This window comes from Ruegeria sp. YTSC325 (assembly GCF_059609525.1).
This window is the reverse complement of sequence record NZ_JBXWLY010000001.1, coordinates 65,808-80,375: the sequence shown is the minus strand read 5'-3', so window position 1 is coordinate 80,375 and position 14,568 is coordinate 65,808. Positions and strand designations below refer to the sequence as shown.

At 59.6% G+C, this 14,568-nt stretch carries 16 protein-coding genes; 11 read left to right on the top strand and 5 right to left on the bottom strand.

Annotated features, from left to right (window positions below; translation table 11 throughout):
- Positions 1-42: 42 nt before the first annotated feature.
- Entirely contained in the window at positions 43-1,299 is a 1,257-nt protein-coding gene (locus AC2FF7_RS00420; protein WP_480868582.1) for an RsmB/NOP family class I SAM-dependent RNA methyltransferase, read from the bottom strand.
- An 89-nt stretch (positions 1,300-1,388) separates the two neighbouring features.
- Here AC2FF7_RS00420 and AC2FF7_RS00415 point away from each other — a divergent pair, with 89 nt between their 5' ends.
- The gene (locus AC2FF7_RS00415; RefSeq protein WP_170353677.1) at positions 1,389-1,571 is read left to right on the top strand and encodes a DUF1674 domain-containing protein; all 183 of its coding nucleotides are present in this window, start codon (positions 1,389-1,391) and stop codon (positions 1,569-1,571) included.
- 4 nt (positions 1,572-1,575) lie between these two features.
- Here the strand turns inward: AC2FF7_RS00415 and AC2FF7_RS00410 are convergent, their stop codons facing one another.
- Positions 1,576-2,430, bottom strand: coding sequence for a LysR family transcriptional regulator (locus tag AC2FF7_RS00410; RefSeq protein ID WP_480868584.1), 855 nt, complete (start codon positions 2,428-2,430; stop codon positions 1,576-1,578).
- A gap of 99 nt (positions 2,431-2,529) precedes the next feature.
- Between AC2FF7_RS00410 and tmpA the strand changes: the two genes are divergently transcribed.
- From tmpA to AC2FF7_RS00395, 3 genes are read left to right on the top strand one after another with little or no spacing between them, the layout of a single operon-like run.
- On the top strand, positions 2,530-3,666 hold the full coding sequence (tmpA, locus tag AC2FF7_RS00405) for a 2-trimethylaminoethylphosphonate dioxygenase (RefSeq protein WP_496905020.1): 1,137 nt from the start codon (positions 2,530-2,532) through the stop codon (positions 3,664-3,666).
- Positions 3,663-4,253 (top strand): (R)-1-hydroxy-2-trimethylaminoethylphosphonate oxygenase, encoded by a 591-nt coding sequence (gene tmpB / locus AC2FF7_RS00400; protein WP_170755984.1) that lies wholly within the window; start codon positions 3,663-3,665, stop codon positions 4,251-4,253. The genes tmpA and tmpB overlap by 4 nt, the downstream gene beginning before the upstream one ends.
- Positions 4,250-4,918: an ureidoglycolate lyase gene (locus AC2FF7_RS00395; protein WP_480868588.1), complete on the top strand. Its 669-nt coding sequence runs from the start codon at positions 4,250-4,252 to the stop codon at positions 4,916-4,918. Before tmpB ends, AC2FF7_RS00395 begins: the two co-directional genes overlap by 4 nt.
- On the opposite strand, the gene AC2FF7_RS00390 is transcribed toward AC2FF7_RS00395, so the two are convergent.
- The gene (locus AC2FF7_RS00390) at positions 4,905-5,588 is read right to left on the bottom strand and encodes a DUF2306 domain-containing protein (protein ID WP_480868589.1); all 684 of its coding nucleotides are present in this window, start codon (positions 5,586-5,588) and stop codon (positions 4,905-4,907) included. The two genes, AC2FF7_RS00395 and AC2FF7_RS00390, sit on opposite strands and share 14 nt — an antisense overlap.
- Before the next feature lie 38 nt (positions 5,589-5,626).
- A complete protein-coding gene (gene dapB / locus AC2FF7_RS00385) occupies positions 5,627-6,436 on the bottom strand; it encodes a 4-hydroxy-tetrahydrodipicolinate reductase (protein WP_170755981.1) in 810 nt (269 codons plus the stop codon).
- Positions 6,437-6,527: 91 nt separating this feature from the next.
- Here dapB and rbfA point away from each other — a divergent pair, with 91 nt between their 5' ends.
- The 7 genes from rbfA (at position 6,528) to AC2FF7_RS00350 (ending at position 12,459) form a co-directional block, all read left to right on the top strand.
- Entirely contained in the window at positions 6,528-6,923 is a 396-nt protein-coding gene (gene rbfA / locus AC2FF7_RS00380) for a 30S ribosome-binding factor RbfA (protein ID WP_170353683.1), read from the top strand.
- Positions 6,920-7,663, top strand: coding sequence for a phosphodiester glycosidase family protein (locus AC2FF7_RS00375; protein ID WP_480868592.1), 744 nt, complete (start codon positions 6,920-6,922; stop codon positions 7,661-7,663). Before rbfA ends, AC2FF7_RS00375 begins: the two co-directional genes overlap by 4 nt.
- Before the next feature lie 54 nt (positions 7,664-7,717).
- Entirely contained in the window at positions 7,718-8,623 is a 906-nt protein-coding gene (gene truB / locus AC2FF7_RS00370) for a tRNA pseudouridine(55) synthase TruB (protein ID WP_496905019.1), read from the top strand.
- Between the two features lie 21 nt (positions 8,624-8,644).
- Positions 8,645-9,148 carry a DUF1643 domain-containing protein gene (locus AC2FF7_RS00365; RefSeq protein WP_480868596.1) on the top strand — a complete coding sequence of 168 codons (504 nt, stop codon included), beginning with the start codon at positions 8,645-8,647 and terminating at the stop codon, positions 9,146-9,148.
- A gap of 95 nt (positions 9,149-9,243) precedes the next feature.
- The gene (locus AC2FF7_RS00360; protein WP_496905018.1) at positions 9,244-10,257 is read left to right on the top strand and encodes a calcium-binding protein; all 1,014 of its coding nucleotides are present in this window, start codon (positions 9,244-9,246) and stop codon (positions 10,255-10,257) included.
- Between the two features lie 161 nt (positions 10,258-10,418).
- Positions 10,419-10,688: a 30S ribosomal protein S15 gene (rpsO, locus tag AC2FF7_RS00355; RefSeq protein WP_039528663.1), complete on the top strand. Its 270-nt coding sequence runs from the start codon at positions 10,419-10,421 to the stop codon at positions 10,686-10,688.
- 274 nt (positions 10,689-10,962) lie between these two features.
- On the top strand, positions 10,963-12,459 hold the full coding sequence (locus tag AC2FF7_RS00350) for an EF-hand domain-containing protein (RefSeq protein WP_496905017.1): 1,497 nt from the start codon (positions 10,963-10,965) through the stop codon (positions 12,457-12,459).
- A 63-nt stretch (positions 12,460-12,522) separates the two neighbouring features.
- On the opposite strand, the gene AC2FF7_RS00345 is transcribed toward AC2FF7_RS00350, so the two are convergent.
- Positions 12,523-14,124 (bottom strand): BCCT family transporter, encoded by a 1,602-nt coding sequence (locus tag AC2FF7_RS00345; protein ID WP_170353689.1) that lies wholly within the window; start codon positions 14,122-14,124, stop codon positions 12,523-12,525.
- Between the last annotated feature and the right edge of the window lie 444 nt (positions 14,125-14,568).

The window sequence follows — 14,568 nt, the reverse complement described above, 5'->3', positions numbered from 1 at the left end:
CGATAAACCGCGTCGCGCGTCATGTCATCGAAAAGCGTCGCATCAGGCAGATTTGTTCAGGCACGCGATATAGAAGCCATCCATACCACCCCGATCCGCCCAATAGTCAGGCCGAAGGCGCAGGCCGCCTTCTTCGGTGATCCAATCCTTGTCGATGCCAGCAATATCCAGCGCCTCGCGGTCGACCTGCATGTCCGGGAAAAGATCCAACGCTTCTTCGATCTGAACCTCACCCTCGTCCGGCAGCAGGGAACAGGTGCAGTAAACCAGCCGCCCGCCGGGTTTCAGCAAGCTCCACGCATGGGCCAGCATCTGTGCTTGCAATTCGATCAATCCGCCAAATTCCGAGCCGTCCTTGGCAAAGGGCAGGTCCGGGTGCCGGCGGATCGTACCGGTTGCCGAACAGGGCGCGTCCAACAGGATCGCGTCGTATTGGCCCTGATGCTCTAGCGCGTCACCAGCGATGACCTCGGCTTTCAGCCCCGTTCGTTGGAGATTCTCGCGCACACGTTCTAACCGAGAATCCGACACATCAAGCGCTGTCACGTTCGCTCCGGCCGCGGCAATCTGCATGGTTTTCCCACCGGGGGCAGCGCAGAGGTCCAGTATGTTCTCTCCGACCTTCGGTGCAAGTACCTGAACGGGGATAGCTGCAGCAGCATCCTGTACCCACCAATCGCCATCGTCGAACCCCGGCAAGGTCGAGACCTGCCCCCCATCCTGTACCCGGCGCGAGCCAGTGGGCAGCGTCTCACCGGGGCCATTGGCGCCGGCTTTTACGGTAATATCCAGCGGCGCGCCTGCGAAATGCGCTTGCTCGATACCGGTGATGGCATCAGGGCCCCAAGCCACGGTCAGCGGGTCGCGCAGCCATTCGGGCAATCGAGGGATGCGCATCTTGGGCCATGCCTCGGGCCCTTCAGCGGCCACCTTGCGCAGCACCGCATTCACCAGACCCTTGAGGCGGCCATGTTTGCGCGACCGGCCAACGATCTCGACCATAGAATTGACTACCCCATGCGCGGCCTCGCCCTGGCACAGTTCCACCGCGCCAAGACGCAGGGCGTTATGTACGGTCAACGCAGGGGTCCGGTTCAAATGGTTGTCCAGCAGACGGTCGGCGCGTTCCAACCCGCGCAGGGTTTCCAGCGTCAGGCGCTGTGCGCGGGCGCGGTCTTCGCGGTCCAGCCGGTCCAATGCCCCGGCGGCCAGACATTCGGACAACAGACGCCCTTCGCCCAATATCTGATCCAGCAGATAGATCGCGCTGCGCCGCGCTGCCGTTACGTTGTCGGACATGGAACCGCCTTTGATGTGACCCTCGCCCGCATTGCCAAACGCGGACGGGGGCGTATATCAAGCCCTAGCACGGAAAGGAACCCGATCTCATGAGCGACGACCGCAAAGACCTGCCGCCCGCCGCCCAACGCGCTTTGGCCGAGGCCGAGGACCGCCGCCGCAAGGCCGCAGCCGAGGCGAAAGAGCAGCCCAAGGAACTGGGTGGCCGCGACGGCCCCGACCCCGCCCGCTATGGCGATTGGGAGAAGAAGGGCATCGCGATCGACTTCTGATCGCTCAGCCCCGTAGCGCGGTCAGGAAATCGGCAATCAACGCGCGCTGTTTTTTGGATTTCGCCCGATCCTCGGGCCATGTCAGCCAATAGCCGTCTTTCGTGTTCAGCGCGGGCAGGTCCAGCTGCCGCAAACTCCCGGCCTGCAGATCGGCCTGCGCCAAAGGTTCAGAGCCCAACGCCACCCCCATCCCTTGCCGTGCCGCCGACAGGGCGTGTTCCATCGAATCGAAGCTGATCACCGAAGGCGGCAGATCGTCATGGCCAGTCTTGCGCGCCCAGTCGCGCCAGGCGGGCCGCTCCCCTCGCAGGTCGATCAGGGGGGCTCCCCATTCCACGCCTGGCGCGGCCATGGGCACCAGAACCTCGGGCGCGATCCGTTCCGCCTCACGCCCCGGCCACGTGCCGCGCCCATAGCGGATTTGCAGCCACGTGCGTTCTTCGTCCAGCGATGAGCGCCGAGCGACTGAATCCGTCATAACCCGCACCTCGGGGCGCAGCTGCTGAAACCGGGGGATCGCCGGGAGAACCAACGCGTGGATGTTCGACGACAGCCCCGCTACGCGCAGTTCGCGCGGGGCTTTACCGAACAGATCCTCGGTATTGCGTTCCAGCGCCTGCAAACTGTCCTGAACCAGCGGCAAATAGCTTTCGCCTTCGACCGTCAACGACACGCCACGCGCTTCACGCACAAACAGGGTCCGGCCCAGCCACGATTCCAGATTTGCGATCCGCTGGCTCACCGCCGCCTGCGTCAACCCGAATTCCCGGGCCGCCGCAGAAAACCCGCCCAGCCGGCCGGCGGCCTCGAACACCCGTAGCCAGTCCAAAGGCGGCAATCCGATCTTTTTTCGAGCCATAAGTTTTTCCAGCCCTCAGTCGCAATAAGGTTTAATTGTGTTAATGCCACGAGGGGCGTATCTCCTCAACCATAGCCCGCGCCGAACAGGAGAGACCTCATGCTGCGCACCGCCACTCACACCACCCAGATCGTGACTGTTGAATTTGCCGATGGCACACAAGCGCGTTTTCACGCCATCTGGCTGCGCGACAATGCGCTGGACCCTGACACCCGCGCGCCGGGCAATGGTCAGCGCCTGATCACCATCGGGGACATCCCCGCCAATGTCTCGGTCAGCGCGGCCGAAGTTCTGAACGGCGATCTGAGCGTCACCTTTCAGCCTGAGGACAAAACCGTAACCTTCCCTGCCCGCTGGCTGGCCGATCACATCTATGACCGCGATCCGGCGCAACAGATGGGCCGCCTTGCCCCCGGCCTCACCACGTGGGAAAGCACTCTGACCCCGCCCAGCGCGGATTGGAACGCGGTCCACGTCGATCCCAAGGCCAAGCGCGACTGGCTGGCCGCCGTGGCAGAGTTCGGCTTTGCCAAGCTAACCGGCGGCCCGACCGAACCGGAATCGCTGCTGCAGGTGGCTGAGCTGTTCGGTTATGTGCGCAAAACCAACTACGGCCCCTATTTCGAGGTCCGGACCGAGGTGAACCCGACCAACCTCGCTTTTACCGGGCTGGGGTTGCAGGCGCATACCGACAATCCCTATCGCGATCCGGTACCGACGCTGCAAATCCTTTACTGTCTGGAGAACAGCGCCGAGGGCGGCGATTCCATCGTAGTGGACGGATTCCGTGCCGCCGAAAAGCTGCGCGATCAGAACCCCGACGGCTTTGCCCTGCTGGCCGGATACCCAGCGCGGTTCGAATACAAGGGCGAGGACGACGTCTGCCTGCGGTCGCGCCGCCCGATGATCGAGCTGTCACCGGATGGCGAGCTGGTCAGCATCCGGTTCAACAACCGCTCCTCTGCACCGTTTGTTGATATCCCGTTCGACCGGATGGAGGCCTATTACGCCGCCTATCGTCAGCTTGGCGACATCATCGACGACTCGGCCATGGGTGTGTCCTTCAAACTGGAACCAGGTGAGAGCTTCATCGTCGACAACACCCGCGTCCTGCATGCGCGGCTGGGCTATTCCGGTACTGGATCGCGCTGGTTGCAGGGGTGTTACGCCGACAAGGATGGCTTGCTGTCCACACTGGCGGCGATGGAAATGGCACAGCCGGAGGCGGCGGAATGAAACCCGATTTCTCGACCCTGAACCGCACCAACATTGTGGCCTTCATCGGCGATATCTTCGACCGCCGCGGCGGTGAGGAATATCTGGGCGAACCCGTCACCATGGCCGAACATATGCTGCAAGGGGCTACGATTGCCGAACAGAACGGGATGCCTGAGGAAATCATCGTCGGTGCTTTACTGCACGATATCGGCCACTTTACGTCCGAGTTCGGCACCTATCACCCCGACGACACCGAAGACCGCCATCACGAGGACGCAGGCGCAAAGGTGCTGGAACAGTTCTTTCCGTCGGTCATCACCGATTGCTGCCGCTATCACGTTGCGGCCAAACGGTATCTGTGCGCCACCAAGCCAGCGTATTTCGACCGGCTGTCGGCAGCCTCGGTTCATACCCTGGAGCTACAAGGCGGTCCCATGAGCGCCGAGGAAGTTGCCGCATTCGAATCAAACCCCAACCTGAAAGAGATCGTTCAGGTCCGCTATCTGGACGAGGCCGGCAAACGCGCGGGCATGGAAACCCCCGATTTCGCCCATTTCGCCCCGATGGTGCAGCGCATGGTCGACAAGCATATGGGGGCCGCATGACCGCGCCTGAGTACATCTTTGAAGCCAGCACCAAGCCGTCCTTGCCCTGGCACGAGGTGCCTCTGATCCGAGCCACTGATGCATCCGTCAAAGGCTATGGTTGTCTGGTCGATAACCCACAAGGGTTCGAGATCGAGATCACCCGCTGGCCGCAGCAAGGCTGGCGGCCCATCGACGAGAGCACCGGTGACGAAGGCGGCTGGGTTGAAGGCACGTTCAAATGCGACTGGCAAGGCGACGTGCTCTATGGCGAGAACGAGGCGGTCAAAGGCCACTATGTTCTGGGCTGGTCCGCCGATCCGCAGCAGGCGCAAACCGCACGCCAAACCGCGCCTCGTGATCAGGTCCTGCTGTGGCACATGAACTATCACCCGGATGGCGGTCAGATGTTCTGGCCCCTGGTCAACAAGCCGTTCATCGTTCCTGCTGCCCTGCCCGGCGACAACCTGACGCCCGAGAAGGTGGTGGCCTTCTGGTGCGACGGCTCACGCGGGCTCTATATTCATCCCGGTATCTGGCACGAGGGGATTTTCCCAGTCGAAGACAGCCAGCGGTTTCTTGACCGTCAGGGCGCAGTTCATGCGCGCGTCAGCGCCGATATCGGGAAAGAGTTCGGCGTCTACCTGTCTTGCCCGCTGCGCGCGGACAAGATTAAGGACGTGTAGGCAAAGCCCCAGTATGCGCCCGTCGCTTGCGGGCGACCCATAGCTGAACGGCCATCAGATACGGCACGTAGAACGCAAAGTTCTGCACAAGGTCAAACGGGCCCGAGAAATCGGGCTCGGACCCCAGCCCACCGGTCAGCAGAAACCAAATCGTGTAGTGCACCCGATAAAGCCACGATCCCAGCGCCAGCCAGAACAGGCGCAGGCCCCAAGCCCAATGACCGGCACGGTCTTTGTTCAACGCCATACGCGCCACCATCAGCGCTGCCGTGAACAGGCAAAGCCCATAAAGGAAAAAGGCCGCCGACATGACCGACCCACCGATCGTCCCACGCAGGGGGATGTAGGTCATTCCGGCCAAACCCGTGATCAACGCAAGCGTGACTAGCACTCGGCCCAAAATGCGATGGAAACGGGTGTATTTCCGCCGCAAGCCTGGCAGCACTTGCAAAGGGACAAGCGCGACCAATACGGTCCCGGCAAATATATGAACCAGCATCGCCAAATTTCCGACGCCCTGCCCGTCTGCAAACAAATAGCTTTGCTGCGCCGCGTCTTCAGACAGCCCGACACGGATCATGCCAAACCCATGCACAACAAAAGGCAGCAGCGTCAGATAGAACACCACCAGCAACAAGCCCAAAACTACGCGAGACTTCACGGTTCGCATAAGCTGACCCTAGCGCCTTTGGTCTCCGCGTTTATGGCTCATAGGCCCAGCACATCCACCATGTCATACTGACCCGGCGCTTTGCCCTGCCCCCACAGTGCCGCTTTCAGCGCGCCACGGGCGAATATCGCCCGGTCGGTGGCCAGATGGCGCAGGACAATACGTTCACCCGGCGCGGCGAACAGGACGTCATGTTCGCCCACGATGTCTCCGCCGCGAATCGCGTGGAAACCGATGTCGCCGCGTTTGCGCGCGCCGGTAATACCGTCGCGGCCCCGGTCGGACACATCGGCCAAGTTGACCCCGCGCCCCTCGGCGGCGGCCTCGCCCAGCATCAGGGCCGTGCCCGAGGGCGCGTCGACCTTGTGGTGGTGGTGGCCTTCGATGACCTCGATATCGAAATCTTCGTCCAGTGCGGCGGCGACCTTTTTGGTCAGCTGCACCAGCAGGTTGACGCCGAGGCTCATGTTTCCGGCCCGCACGATCACCGCATGGCGCGCGGCAGGTTCCAGCGCCGCGATCTGTTCGTCAGTCATGCCGGTGGTGCCGATCACATGCACACAGCGCGCCTGCGCAGCCAGCGTGGCGAACTCCAGCGTTGCCTCGGGCGCGGTGAAGTCGATCACCGCCTGCGCTTGCGCAAAGGCCTCCAGCGGATCATCGGTAACTGTGACGCCCAGCGCTGAACCGCCCATAGCCGTCCCTACATCCTGCCCGATCCAGTCATGGCCCGCACGTTCAACAACGCCGACCAGACGCGCCTGATCGCTCTCAGACACGGTCTTGATCAGCATCTGCCCCATACGGCCCGAAGCCCCTGTGATGACGATCCCCGGAATATGGGTCATGGCGCTGGTCCTTTCGCGTTTGTCGGCTCAAAGCCTCCTACCCGGTTCGCGCCTGCTTGGCAAAGGTGGGATTTGGGCTTAGATCGAAGTCATGGCAAAGAACAAATTCCACGATGGCCCCGGCCCGTCCCAACGGCAACTGCGTGTCGGCGAACTGATCCGCCGCACCCTGTCCGAAGTTCTGGCGCGCGGAGATGTCCACGACCCCGACCTGAACCGTATGTCAATTACTGTAGGCGAAGTGCGCACTTCGCCCGATCTGAAGATCGCTACCGCCTATGTGCTGCCCTTGGGCGGCAAAGGCCAGGAGGACGTGATCGAGCTGCTGGCCCGCAATAAGGGCGAACTGCGACGTATGATCGGCAAGAAGCTGAACCTGAAGTTCTCACCGGATCTGCGGTTCCGTCTGGATGACACGTTCGACCGTCTGGACGATACCCGCCGCATGTTCGAACAGGACGCGGTGCGCCGCGATCTGGACGAGTGATCCGCACGCTGGCCACATTGGGCGCGCTCCTATGGGCCGCGCAAGCCGGTGCGGTGAGTTGTGAGAAAGTCACCCACGACGCCAAGCGATATACTGTGTGCGAAGTGGACGCGGCCAATGAAGACCTGCGCCTGTTTCTGAACGACGACAATGGCGATCTGCTGGGGCATTTCTCCTCGGTGAATGAGGCGTTGGCTCCCGGTGGTGAACGTCTGGCCTTTGCGATGAACGCGGGCATGTATCACGACGACCGTTCACCCGTGGGCCATTATGTCGAGGACGGGCAGGAAAAGATGCGCGTCATCTCCAACCCCGGCCCCGGTAATTTCGGCCTTCTACCCAATGGGGTGTTCTGTATCCGCGACGGCCGCGCTGACGTGTTTGAGACGCTAGATTTCGTCGATAAAGCGCCGGACTGCCGCTTTGCCACTCAATCCGGCCCCATGTTGGTGATCGACGGAGAGCTGCACCCGCGTTTTCTGCCCGACTCGACCTCTCTGTTCGTGCGCAACGGGGTGGGCACCAGCGCCGATGGCACCCGCGCGGTATTCGCGATCTCGGACGATTATGTCACCTTCCACGAGTTTGGCAGCCTGTTTCGGGACGTGCTGAAAACGCCCAACGCGCTGTTCTTCGACGGCAATATCTCGCGCATGTATGACCGTGCCAGGGGCCGCTCGGATATCGGGTTCTCGCTGGGGCCGATCGTGGGTGTGGTCGAAAGCGCACCCGTAAATTGACAGCGCCCATGTGATCCGCTAACCCGCGCGCCTTAGCATGAATCAAGGTGTGATATGGGACGCAAACGCAAGGGCCGCGACATTTCCGGTTGGCTGGTGGTGGACAAGCCTGCGGGCATGACCTCAACCGCTGTGGTCAACAAGGTGCGGTGGGCGATGGACGCGAAAAAGGCAGGCCATGCGGGCACGCTGGACCCCGAGGCGACCGGCGTTCTGGCCGTGGCTTTGGGTGAGGCGACCAAGACCGTTCCCTACATCACCGACGCGTTGAAAGCCTACACCTTCACCGTGCGTCTGGGTCAGGCCACCAACACCGACGATGCCGAGGGCGAGGTGATTGCGCAAAGCGATGCGCGCCCTTCGGATGACGATATCAAACAGGCGCTGACCCCGTTTCTGGGTGACATCATGCAGGTGCCGCCCAAGTTCTCCGCCGTGAAAATCGACGGCCAGCGCGCCTATAAACTGGCCCGCGACGGCGAGGATGTGGAGCTGTCCGCCCGCCCCCTGTGGGTTGAGGAACTGATCCTTGTCGACCGCCCCGACGCCGATCACGTGGTGCTTGAGATGACCTGCGGCAAAGGCGGTTATGTCCGCTCCATCGCCCGCGATCTGGGTGCCGCTTTGGGATGCCACGGCCATGTCAAAGAGCTGCGTCGCATCTGGTCCGGCCCGTTTGAGGTCGAAGATGGCTTGTCCATCGACCAGATCGACGAGATGGCCAAAACCGAGGCGCTGGATGAGTATCTGCACCCGCTGGAAACCGGCCTCGCCGACCTGCCCGAGCTGAAATGCACTCCCGAAGGCGCGACCCGTCTGCGCAATGGCAACCCGGGCATGGTGCTGGCTAGCGACGTGGAATATGGCGATGAGGCATGGGCCTCGCTCGAAGGCAAAGCCGTGGCCGTCGGCATCTATAAATCCGGCGAATTGCACCCCAGCCGGGTGTTCGTCACCTGATCGCCGTGCTAGGCGAAGGGCATGATCACCCGAACCCATACCAAGGGCGATGCGCCCTCGACTGCCGTCTATTCCGATTGCGAGAACTATCGCTATAGCCTGACCCGCGTTTGGGATCCGGCGGGGCGCAAGGCACTGTTTGTGATGCTGAACCCCTCCACCGCGACCGAGGTACAGAATGACCCTACGGTCGAGCGCTGCGAACGCCGCGCGCGGGCGCTGGGGTTCGGTGCGTTTCAGGTAACTAATATCTTTGCCTGGCGCGATACTGACCCACGCAAGATGCGCGCCGCCGCCGATCCGGTAGGCCCCGCGAATGACGCCGCCATTCTAGACGGTGTCGAATGGGCCGATCAGGTCATTGCCGCATGGGGCACCCATGGCGCGCATCTGGATCGCGGCCCGGCGGTCGAGGCGCTGCTGCGCGGCAGCGGCCAACCGCTGTTCCATCTAGGGCTGACAAAGGCGGGGCATCCAAAGCACCCTCTATACATCGCCTATACCCAGCAGCCCGAATCGTGGTGACAAACAGTTAACCACGAGTCCAACCTGCCTTTGACCAAAGCCTTATGAACATAGGATAAATCACCCTCGGAGAACTGCGTTCACGGAGGGTTGCCATGTTCTTGATCGGACTACTCGGTCTGGCCGCCATGGGCGGTGCGGCCTATGCAATCAGCGATGTGTTTGAGCCCGAGGAAGAGGTCGAAGAGGACGACATCCAGGAAGACGAACCCGTCGACCTGTCCGAGGGCAATCTGCTGGACGTGGATGAGAATATCGACGCCCCTGAAACCTCGGAAATCTCGACCGGAACGGTGCTTACGGAGCAGAACGGCAATCTGATCATCGCCGGGTCCGAAGATACCGACCTTTTGACCGGGCAGGACGGCGACGATCAGATCAACGGGTATGAAGGCGACGACACTATCATCGGCGGCGCGGGCGAAGATGTGCTGCACGGCGGCAAAGGGGATGACATTATCACGGGCGGCCTTGATGACGACGTGCTTCATGGTGAGGACGGCGACGACCAGCTCTCCGGTGATCAGGGCGACGACACGCTGTTTGGTCATTTCGGTGATGACACCCTGACAGGCGGCGACGGCGAGGACGAGCTTTACGGCGGGCAGGACGATGACACTCTGACCGGGGATGCGGGCGATGATGCGCTGCATGGGGGATATGGCGACGATCATCTTGACGGTGGCAAAGGCGAAGACGTTCTGTTTGGCGGCGATGGCGATGACGTGCTGACCGGGCAGGATGGCGCGGATGAGGATGCGGTTGATTTCCTCAATGGCGGCGCAGGGGATGACACGATTCTGGCCGAAAGCGGGGATATCGCCACCGGCGGCGAAGGCGAGGATGACATCGTGATCACGCCCGAAGAAGATGACGCCGCCGTCACTGTCATGGACTTCCAACCGGGTGAGGACAAGCTGCTGATCTCGTGGGAGGGTGCAGGAGACCCCGACATTCATATTGAACCGGATACCGAGGATGACAGTCTGACCAATGTCACGATCAACGGCCAGACCATTGCTCAGCTGCTAAAGGCCGAGGGGCTGACCCCCGATGATATCCAGCTGATCGCCGAAGGAGATCTGGCGCAGCTGAACGCACTGGGTTAAATGACACAGGGCTGAGCGTCACAGAATCCCTTTGCCATTTCTCCCAATACCGCCTATACGCGCGCATCCGCATCGGAATCGGTGCGGTTTTCTCCATGGGCCTGTGCTGGACGACATCCCGGCCTGCGCCATCAACCTTAACCTTTTACAAGGAGACCCCGATGTCGATTACTGCCGCTGAAAAAGCACGCGTCATGAAGGAATTCGCAACCAAAGAAGGCGACACCGGTTCGCCTGAAGTCCAGGTTGCTATCCTGACCTCGCGCATCACCACCCTGACCGAGCACTTCAAGACCCACAAAAAAGACAACCACGGTCGTCGCGGTCTGCTGAAAATGGTCGCCCAGCGCCGTAAGCTGCTGGACTACCTGAAAGGCAAGGAAGAGGCCCGTTATCAGGACCTGATCAAAAAGCTGGGCATCCGCCGCTAAGCGCTTTTTGTGCCAGAATTGAAACCGGTTGCCCGGTTTAACGCTCGCCAGCTTGGCGGGCGTTTTTTTTGCGTCTTGTCTTGGGCAAGTGCTGAATCGGATACGAGTGACACCCGTTCAAAATTACTAACCATTGGTTAACCATTTTCATGTGACGATACAGGTGCATAGACTGAGATTAAAAAAAATTAGCAAATTTAAAGCCGATGTTTTTTCAGGATTATATCTTATGAAAAATTCGAAATTTCTTTGCTCTGTCGTTTTGGTAAGCGCAATGGCTCAGAGTGTTGCCGCCCAATCAGAAGAGCCAATAGTTTCGCAATTAGATCTGACACAAAAGACCATTGATCAGATCACTCGAGATCCAAGAGGTTTTACCGAACAGACAATTCGACAACTGTTCCAATATGCGCCCAGTGGCGAGCTGACCCGCGAAGCCATAGAAGTTCACGCTGCTATGAATGAGGCTGGACGCCGCGCAAATCTTTTTCGAAACGTTCTGGCCTTTGATTTGGATGCCGATATGGCGATTTCTGCCGCCGAAATCGAACGACAAACGCCTTTTCTAAACGCCAACCAATCGGTATTGCTCCAGACTGTCCTTGCAACATCGGACCGAGACCGCGACGGAAGCCTGTCGCTGACCGAGCTTTGGCAAAATGCGATGTCATCGTCACTGCCGTCTCCGAAGACGCAGCATCGGATCGAAGCTGTACTGCAGTTCGATGCGAACAAAGACGGCAAAGTCACACCGGATGAAATCGCAATTGTCGTGGAACAAATCGCCAACGCCGAAGTTTCCCCAAACGTCGTCCCGCCAGCAAACCTTCGCGGGCAACAGGCGCAACCGGCACAATTGTGCGAGTTTCCCAAACCAACTGCCAACGCAGAGATCATTCTGGTCGGTGGGTATGAAGGTTATGCCATATCAAACGTCGCGGTTGCCGGGTTGGACCGGGAAACTTCGGCTGCAGAAATTCATATCGAGAACGGCGAAACACCGCTTTACATTCTGGCCACCGCGTTCGACCCGATCGTTTGGAAAGTCACCGGCGACACGGACCGGGTAGAACGGTTTGTCGCGCCACGGGATACACGCGGCGTGGGTGTCGCCGGTCTGAAAAAGGACGTTTTGCATTTTGAGCCCGGCATAAGATGTTTGCCCAAGTATTTCAGAGACAGCGCTTCAGGCGACGCCATCGCTGCCAAAGGGTTGGTGTCATCAAAACTGAAACGAAATATTGACCATGTGTTCGGCTTCGGAAAACTTGGCGAAATTCGGTTGCCATCCGGCCAGCATTCAGGCGTCAAGTCGGGCTCAGGCAGTTCTAATGGGCTGACGATTGTGAAGAACAACAGGCGCTATTTGGTGACGGATGAAGGCGTTCAGGTGCTGTACCCGCCGGACACGAAACAGGCTGGCAGTTTAGAACGCAAACTGCAGATGATGTTACTGCGTTATTATCCGGGCGGCATTGTGGAATTTGACCCGGATGGGGTTTGGGCTTCGACCGAAGCAATACCGTATGACGTGTTGCCGCAACAAGCCGGACTGCTGCAATTGGCAAAGCAGGGCGCAATGACTCAGACGCCCGACGGCTATTTCAAGATCGTCGAGCCAATCCCAAGATTCCCTGCAGGTCTCAACGGAGGGCACAGCGTTCGATTCATAATTTCGACTGGCGTGCCAATGCCTGGCGGTTCTCCTGGGCACTCCACCGTGATCATGGAGGAAGATGGAACTTGCGTTGCTGGCCACCGATGCCCGTGACATCTCAGGTTCAATAAAACGCCCGCCTTTTGGCGGGCGTTTCACTTGCAAAAGGTCTGAGACCTACATCTTCGCCTTTTCCGACTTCAGTGCCAGCCACAGGCAGTAGCACATCATCAGAACGACCAGCGTGAACGGGATACCGGTTGACACCGCCGCGCCCTGCAGAGCCGACAGTCCACCGCCCAGCAACAGAGCAATCGCCACCAGACCTTCAAGCGTACACCAGAATACGCGCTGGATCACTGGCGCATCCATCTTGCCACCCGCCGTGATCGTGTCGATCACCAGCGAGCCCGAGTCCGACGAGGTGACAAAGAACACCACGATCAGGACCAGCGCGATGGGGGCCACGATCGAATACAAGGGCAGCTCTTTCAGGAAGCCGAACAGCGCGCCCTCGGGCGCATAGCTGTCGATCACCGTGGCGCGGACGCCTTCGGCGCCGCCTGCGTTCAGCATGTCGATGGCCGCTCCGCCAAAGGTCGACATCCAAAGCGCGCAGACTGCAGTAGGTGCCAGCAGCGCACACAGGATGAACTCGCGAACCGTGCGACCCTTGGAGATGCGGGCGATGAACATGCCCACGAACGGAGACCACGCAATCCACCAGGCCCAGTAGAAAGTCGTCCAGCCATGGAAATAACTGGTATCTTCACGCCCGAACGGGTTGGACAAGGCCGGTAGGTGCGTCACGTAATCCACCATCACGTTGAAGTACCGAGCGATGGCAGTTCCGACGCCGGTGACGACGATCACAAAGATGAACAGACCTACGGCCATGATCATATTAATCTCGCTCAGCCGTTTCACGCCGGCATCCATGCCCATCAGGACCGAGCCCAGAGCGATCAGCGTGATGCCGATGATCAGCAGGACAACGACGGTCGGGCTGGGTTCGATGCCGAACACCTCATTCAACCCGGCTGCAACCTGCTGCGCACCCAGACCCAGGGATGTGGTCAGGCCGAACAGCGTGGCAAACACCGCCAGAGTGTCGATAATGTGACCCCACCAGCCCCAGACGCGTTCGCCGAGGATCGGGTAGAAGGCCGACCGTAGGGTCAACGGCAGGTCCAGATTATAGGCAAAGATCGCAAGGCTCAGGCCCACGGCAGCGTAAACTGCCCAGCCTTCCAGACCCCAGTGGTGGATCGTACCCACAACGCCCGCGTATTCATTGCCCGGCACAGCGATATCAATGCCCAGCGGTACGGCGTTGCCGCCCTCGGCGAAGTTGTAATAAACCGGCTCCATCACGCCAAAAAACAGCAGGCCGATACCAATACCGGCCGCGAACATCATCGCGATCCACCCGGCATAGGAATAGTCTGGTTTGGCGTCCTTACCGCCAATGCGCACGCTGCCGACAGGCAGAACGATCAACACCAGACAGAACAAGGTTATGGCGTCCACCGACAAGACAAGAAACCAGTCAAACGTGCTGGTTAGCCATGGCCTGAGCCACCCAAAAAACGTTGCGGCTGCCTCTTGGTTGGCCAGAGCGATCAGGACGAACGCAAAGATCAGGATGCTTGAGATCAAAAAGACCGGATTGTGTATATCCAGACCGAACGGGCGAACGTTGTCCTGCCCCAATTCGTATTCTGTTTCAAAGTCATAGATCCTTGGATCGGGATCCAGCATTTTCTTGGTTTGAGCCATTCGAAGCCCCTCTGTCCGCTAGGTGCAAACGCCAAGTTAGTCGGTCGGCTGACGGACAAGAATATCGTACCCCCTTGGCGTCGTTCCGTCTTTTCGACCGCGGGTTCAGTGCTAACAGCCTACACGCAAAGCAATATTTCCCAAAATGCATTCTTTTGGACGAATGTTAGCGCAATAAATCAATGTGCAAGCCTGCAATTATTGCGAGCCGGTTACCCCCGCCTCTTTCAAAAATCACTCAGTAGGCTAGGCTCTCAATCCTGAATTTGACTTAAACCATTTTGACCATTCGCCTCCGATCAACGCCAGCATATACTTAGCCGAATTGAGGACTCTAGTGCGCCTTTCATTCTATTTTGCCATAATGTTAATCACTGCCTGCTCCGCTGACCTGCTCTCACCCGAGGCTCTGTCTTCGAAAGTCACTCAGGCATCGACTTCAGA

Coding starts and splice junctions, on each gene's coding strand:
- truB (WP_496905019.1), top strand. CDS start 7,718: ATGGGACGCAAACGCAAGGGCCGCGACATTTCCGGTTGGCTGGTGGTG.
- tmpA (WP_496905020.1), top strand. CDS start 2,530: ATGCTGCGCACCGCCACTCACACCACCCAGATCGTGACTGTTGAATTT.
- AC2FF7_RS00365 (WP_480868596.1), top strand. CDS start 8,645: ATGATCACCCGAACCCATACCAAGGGCGATGCGCCCTCGACTGCCGTC.
- AC2FF7_RS00420 (WP_480868582.1), bottom strand. CDS start 1,299: ATGTCCGACAACGTAACGGCAGCGCGGCGCAGCGCGATCTATCTGCTG.
- rpsO (WP_039528663.1), top strand. CDS start 10,419: ATGTCGATTACTGCCGCTGAAAAAGCACGCGTCATGAAGGAATTCGCA.
- rbfA (WP_170353683.1), top strand. CDS start 6,528: ATGGCAAAGAACAAATTCCACGATGGCCCCGGCCCGTCCCAACGGCAA.
- AC2FF7_RS00415 (WP_170353677.1), top strand. CDS start 1,389: ATGAGCGACGACCGCAAAGACCTGCCGCCCGCCGCCCAACGCGCTTTG.
- tmpB (WP_170755984.1), top strand. CDS start 3,663: ATGAAACCCGATTTCTCGACCCTGAACCGCACCAACATTGTGGCCTTC.
- dapB (WP_170755981.1), bottom strand. CDS start 6,436: ATGACCCATATTCCGGGGATCGTCATCACAGGGGCTTCGGGCCGTATG.
- AC2FF7_RS00390 (WP_480868589.1), bottom strand. CDS start 5,588: ATGCGAACCGTGAAGTCTCGCGTAGTTTTGGGCTTGTTGCTGGTGGTG.
- AC2FF7_RS00410 (WP_480868584.1), bottom strand. CDS start 2,430: ATGGCTCGAAAAAAGATCGGATTGCCGCCTTTGGACTGGCTACGGGTG.
- AC2FF7_RS00395 (WP_480868588.1), top strand. CDS start 4,250: ATGACCGCGCCTGAGTACATCTTTGAAGCCAGCACCAAGCCGTCCTTG.
- AC2FF7_RS00345 (WP_170353689.1), bottom strand. CDS start 14,124: ATGGCTCAAACCAAGAAAATGCTGGATCCCGATCCAAGGATCTATGAC.
- AC2FF7_RS00360 (WP_496905018.1), top strand. CDS start 9,244: ATGTTCTTGATCGGACTACTCGGTCTGGCCGCCATGGGCGGTGCGGCC.
- AC2FF7_RS00350 (WP_496905017.1), top strand. CDS start 10,963: ATGGCTCAGAGTGTTGCCGCCCAATCAGAAGAGCCAATAGTTTCGCAA.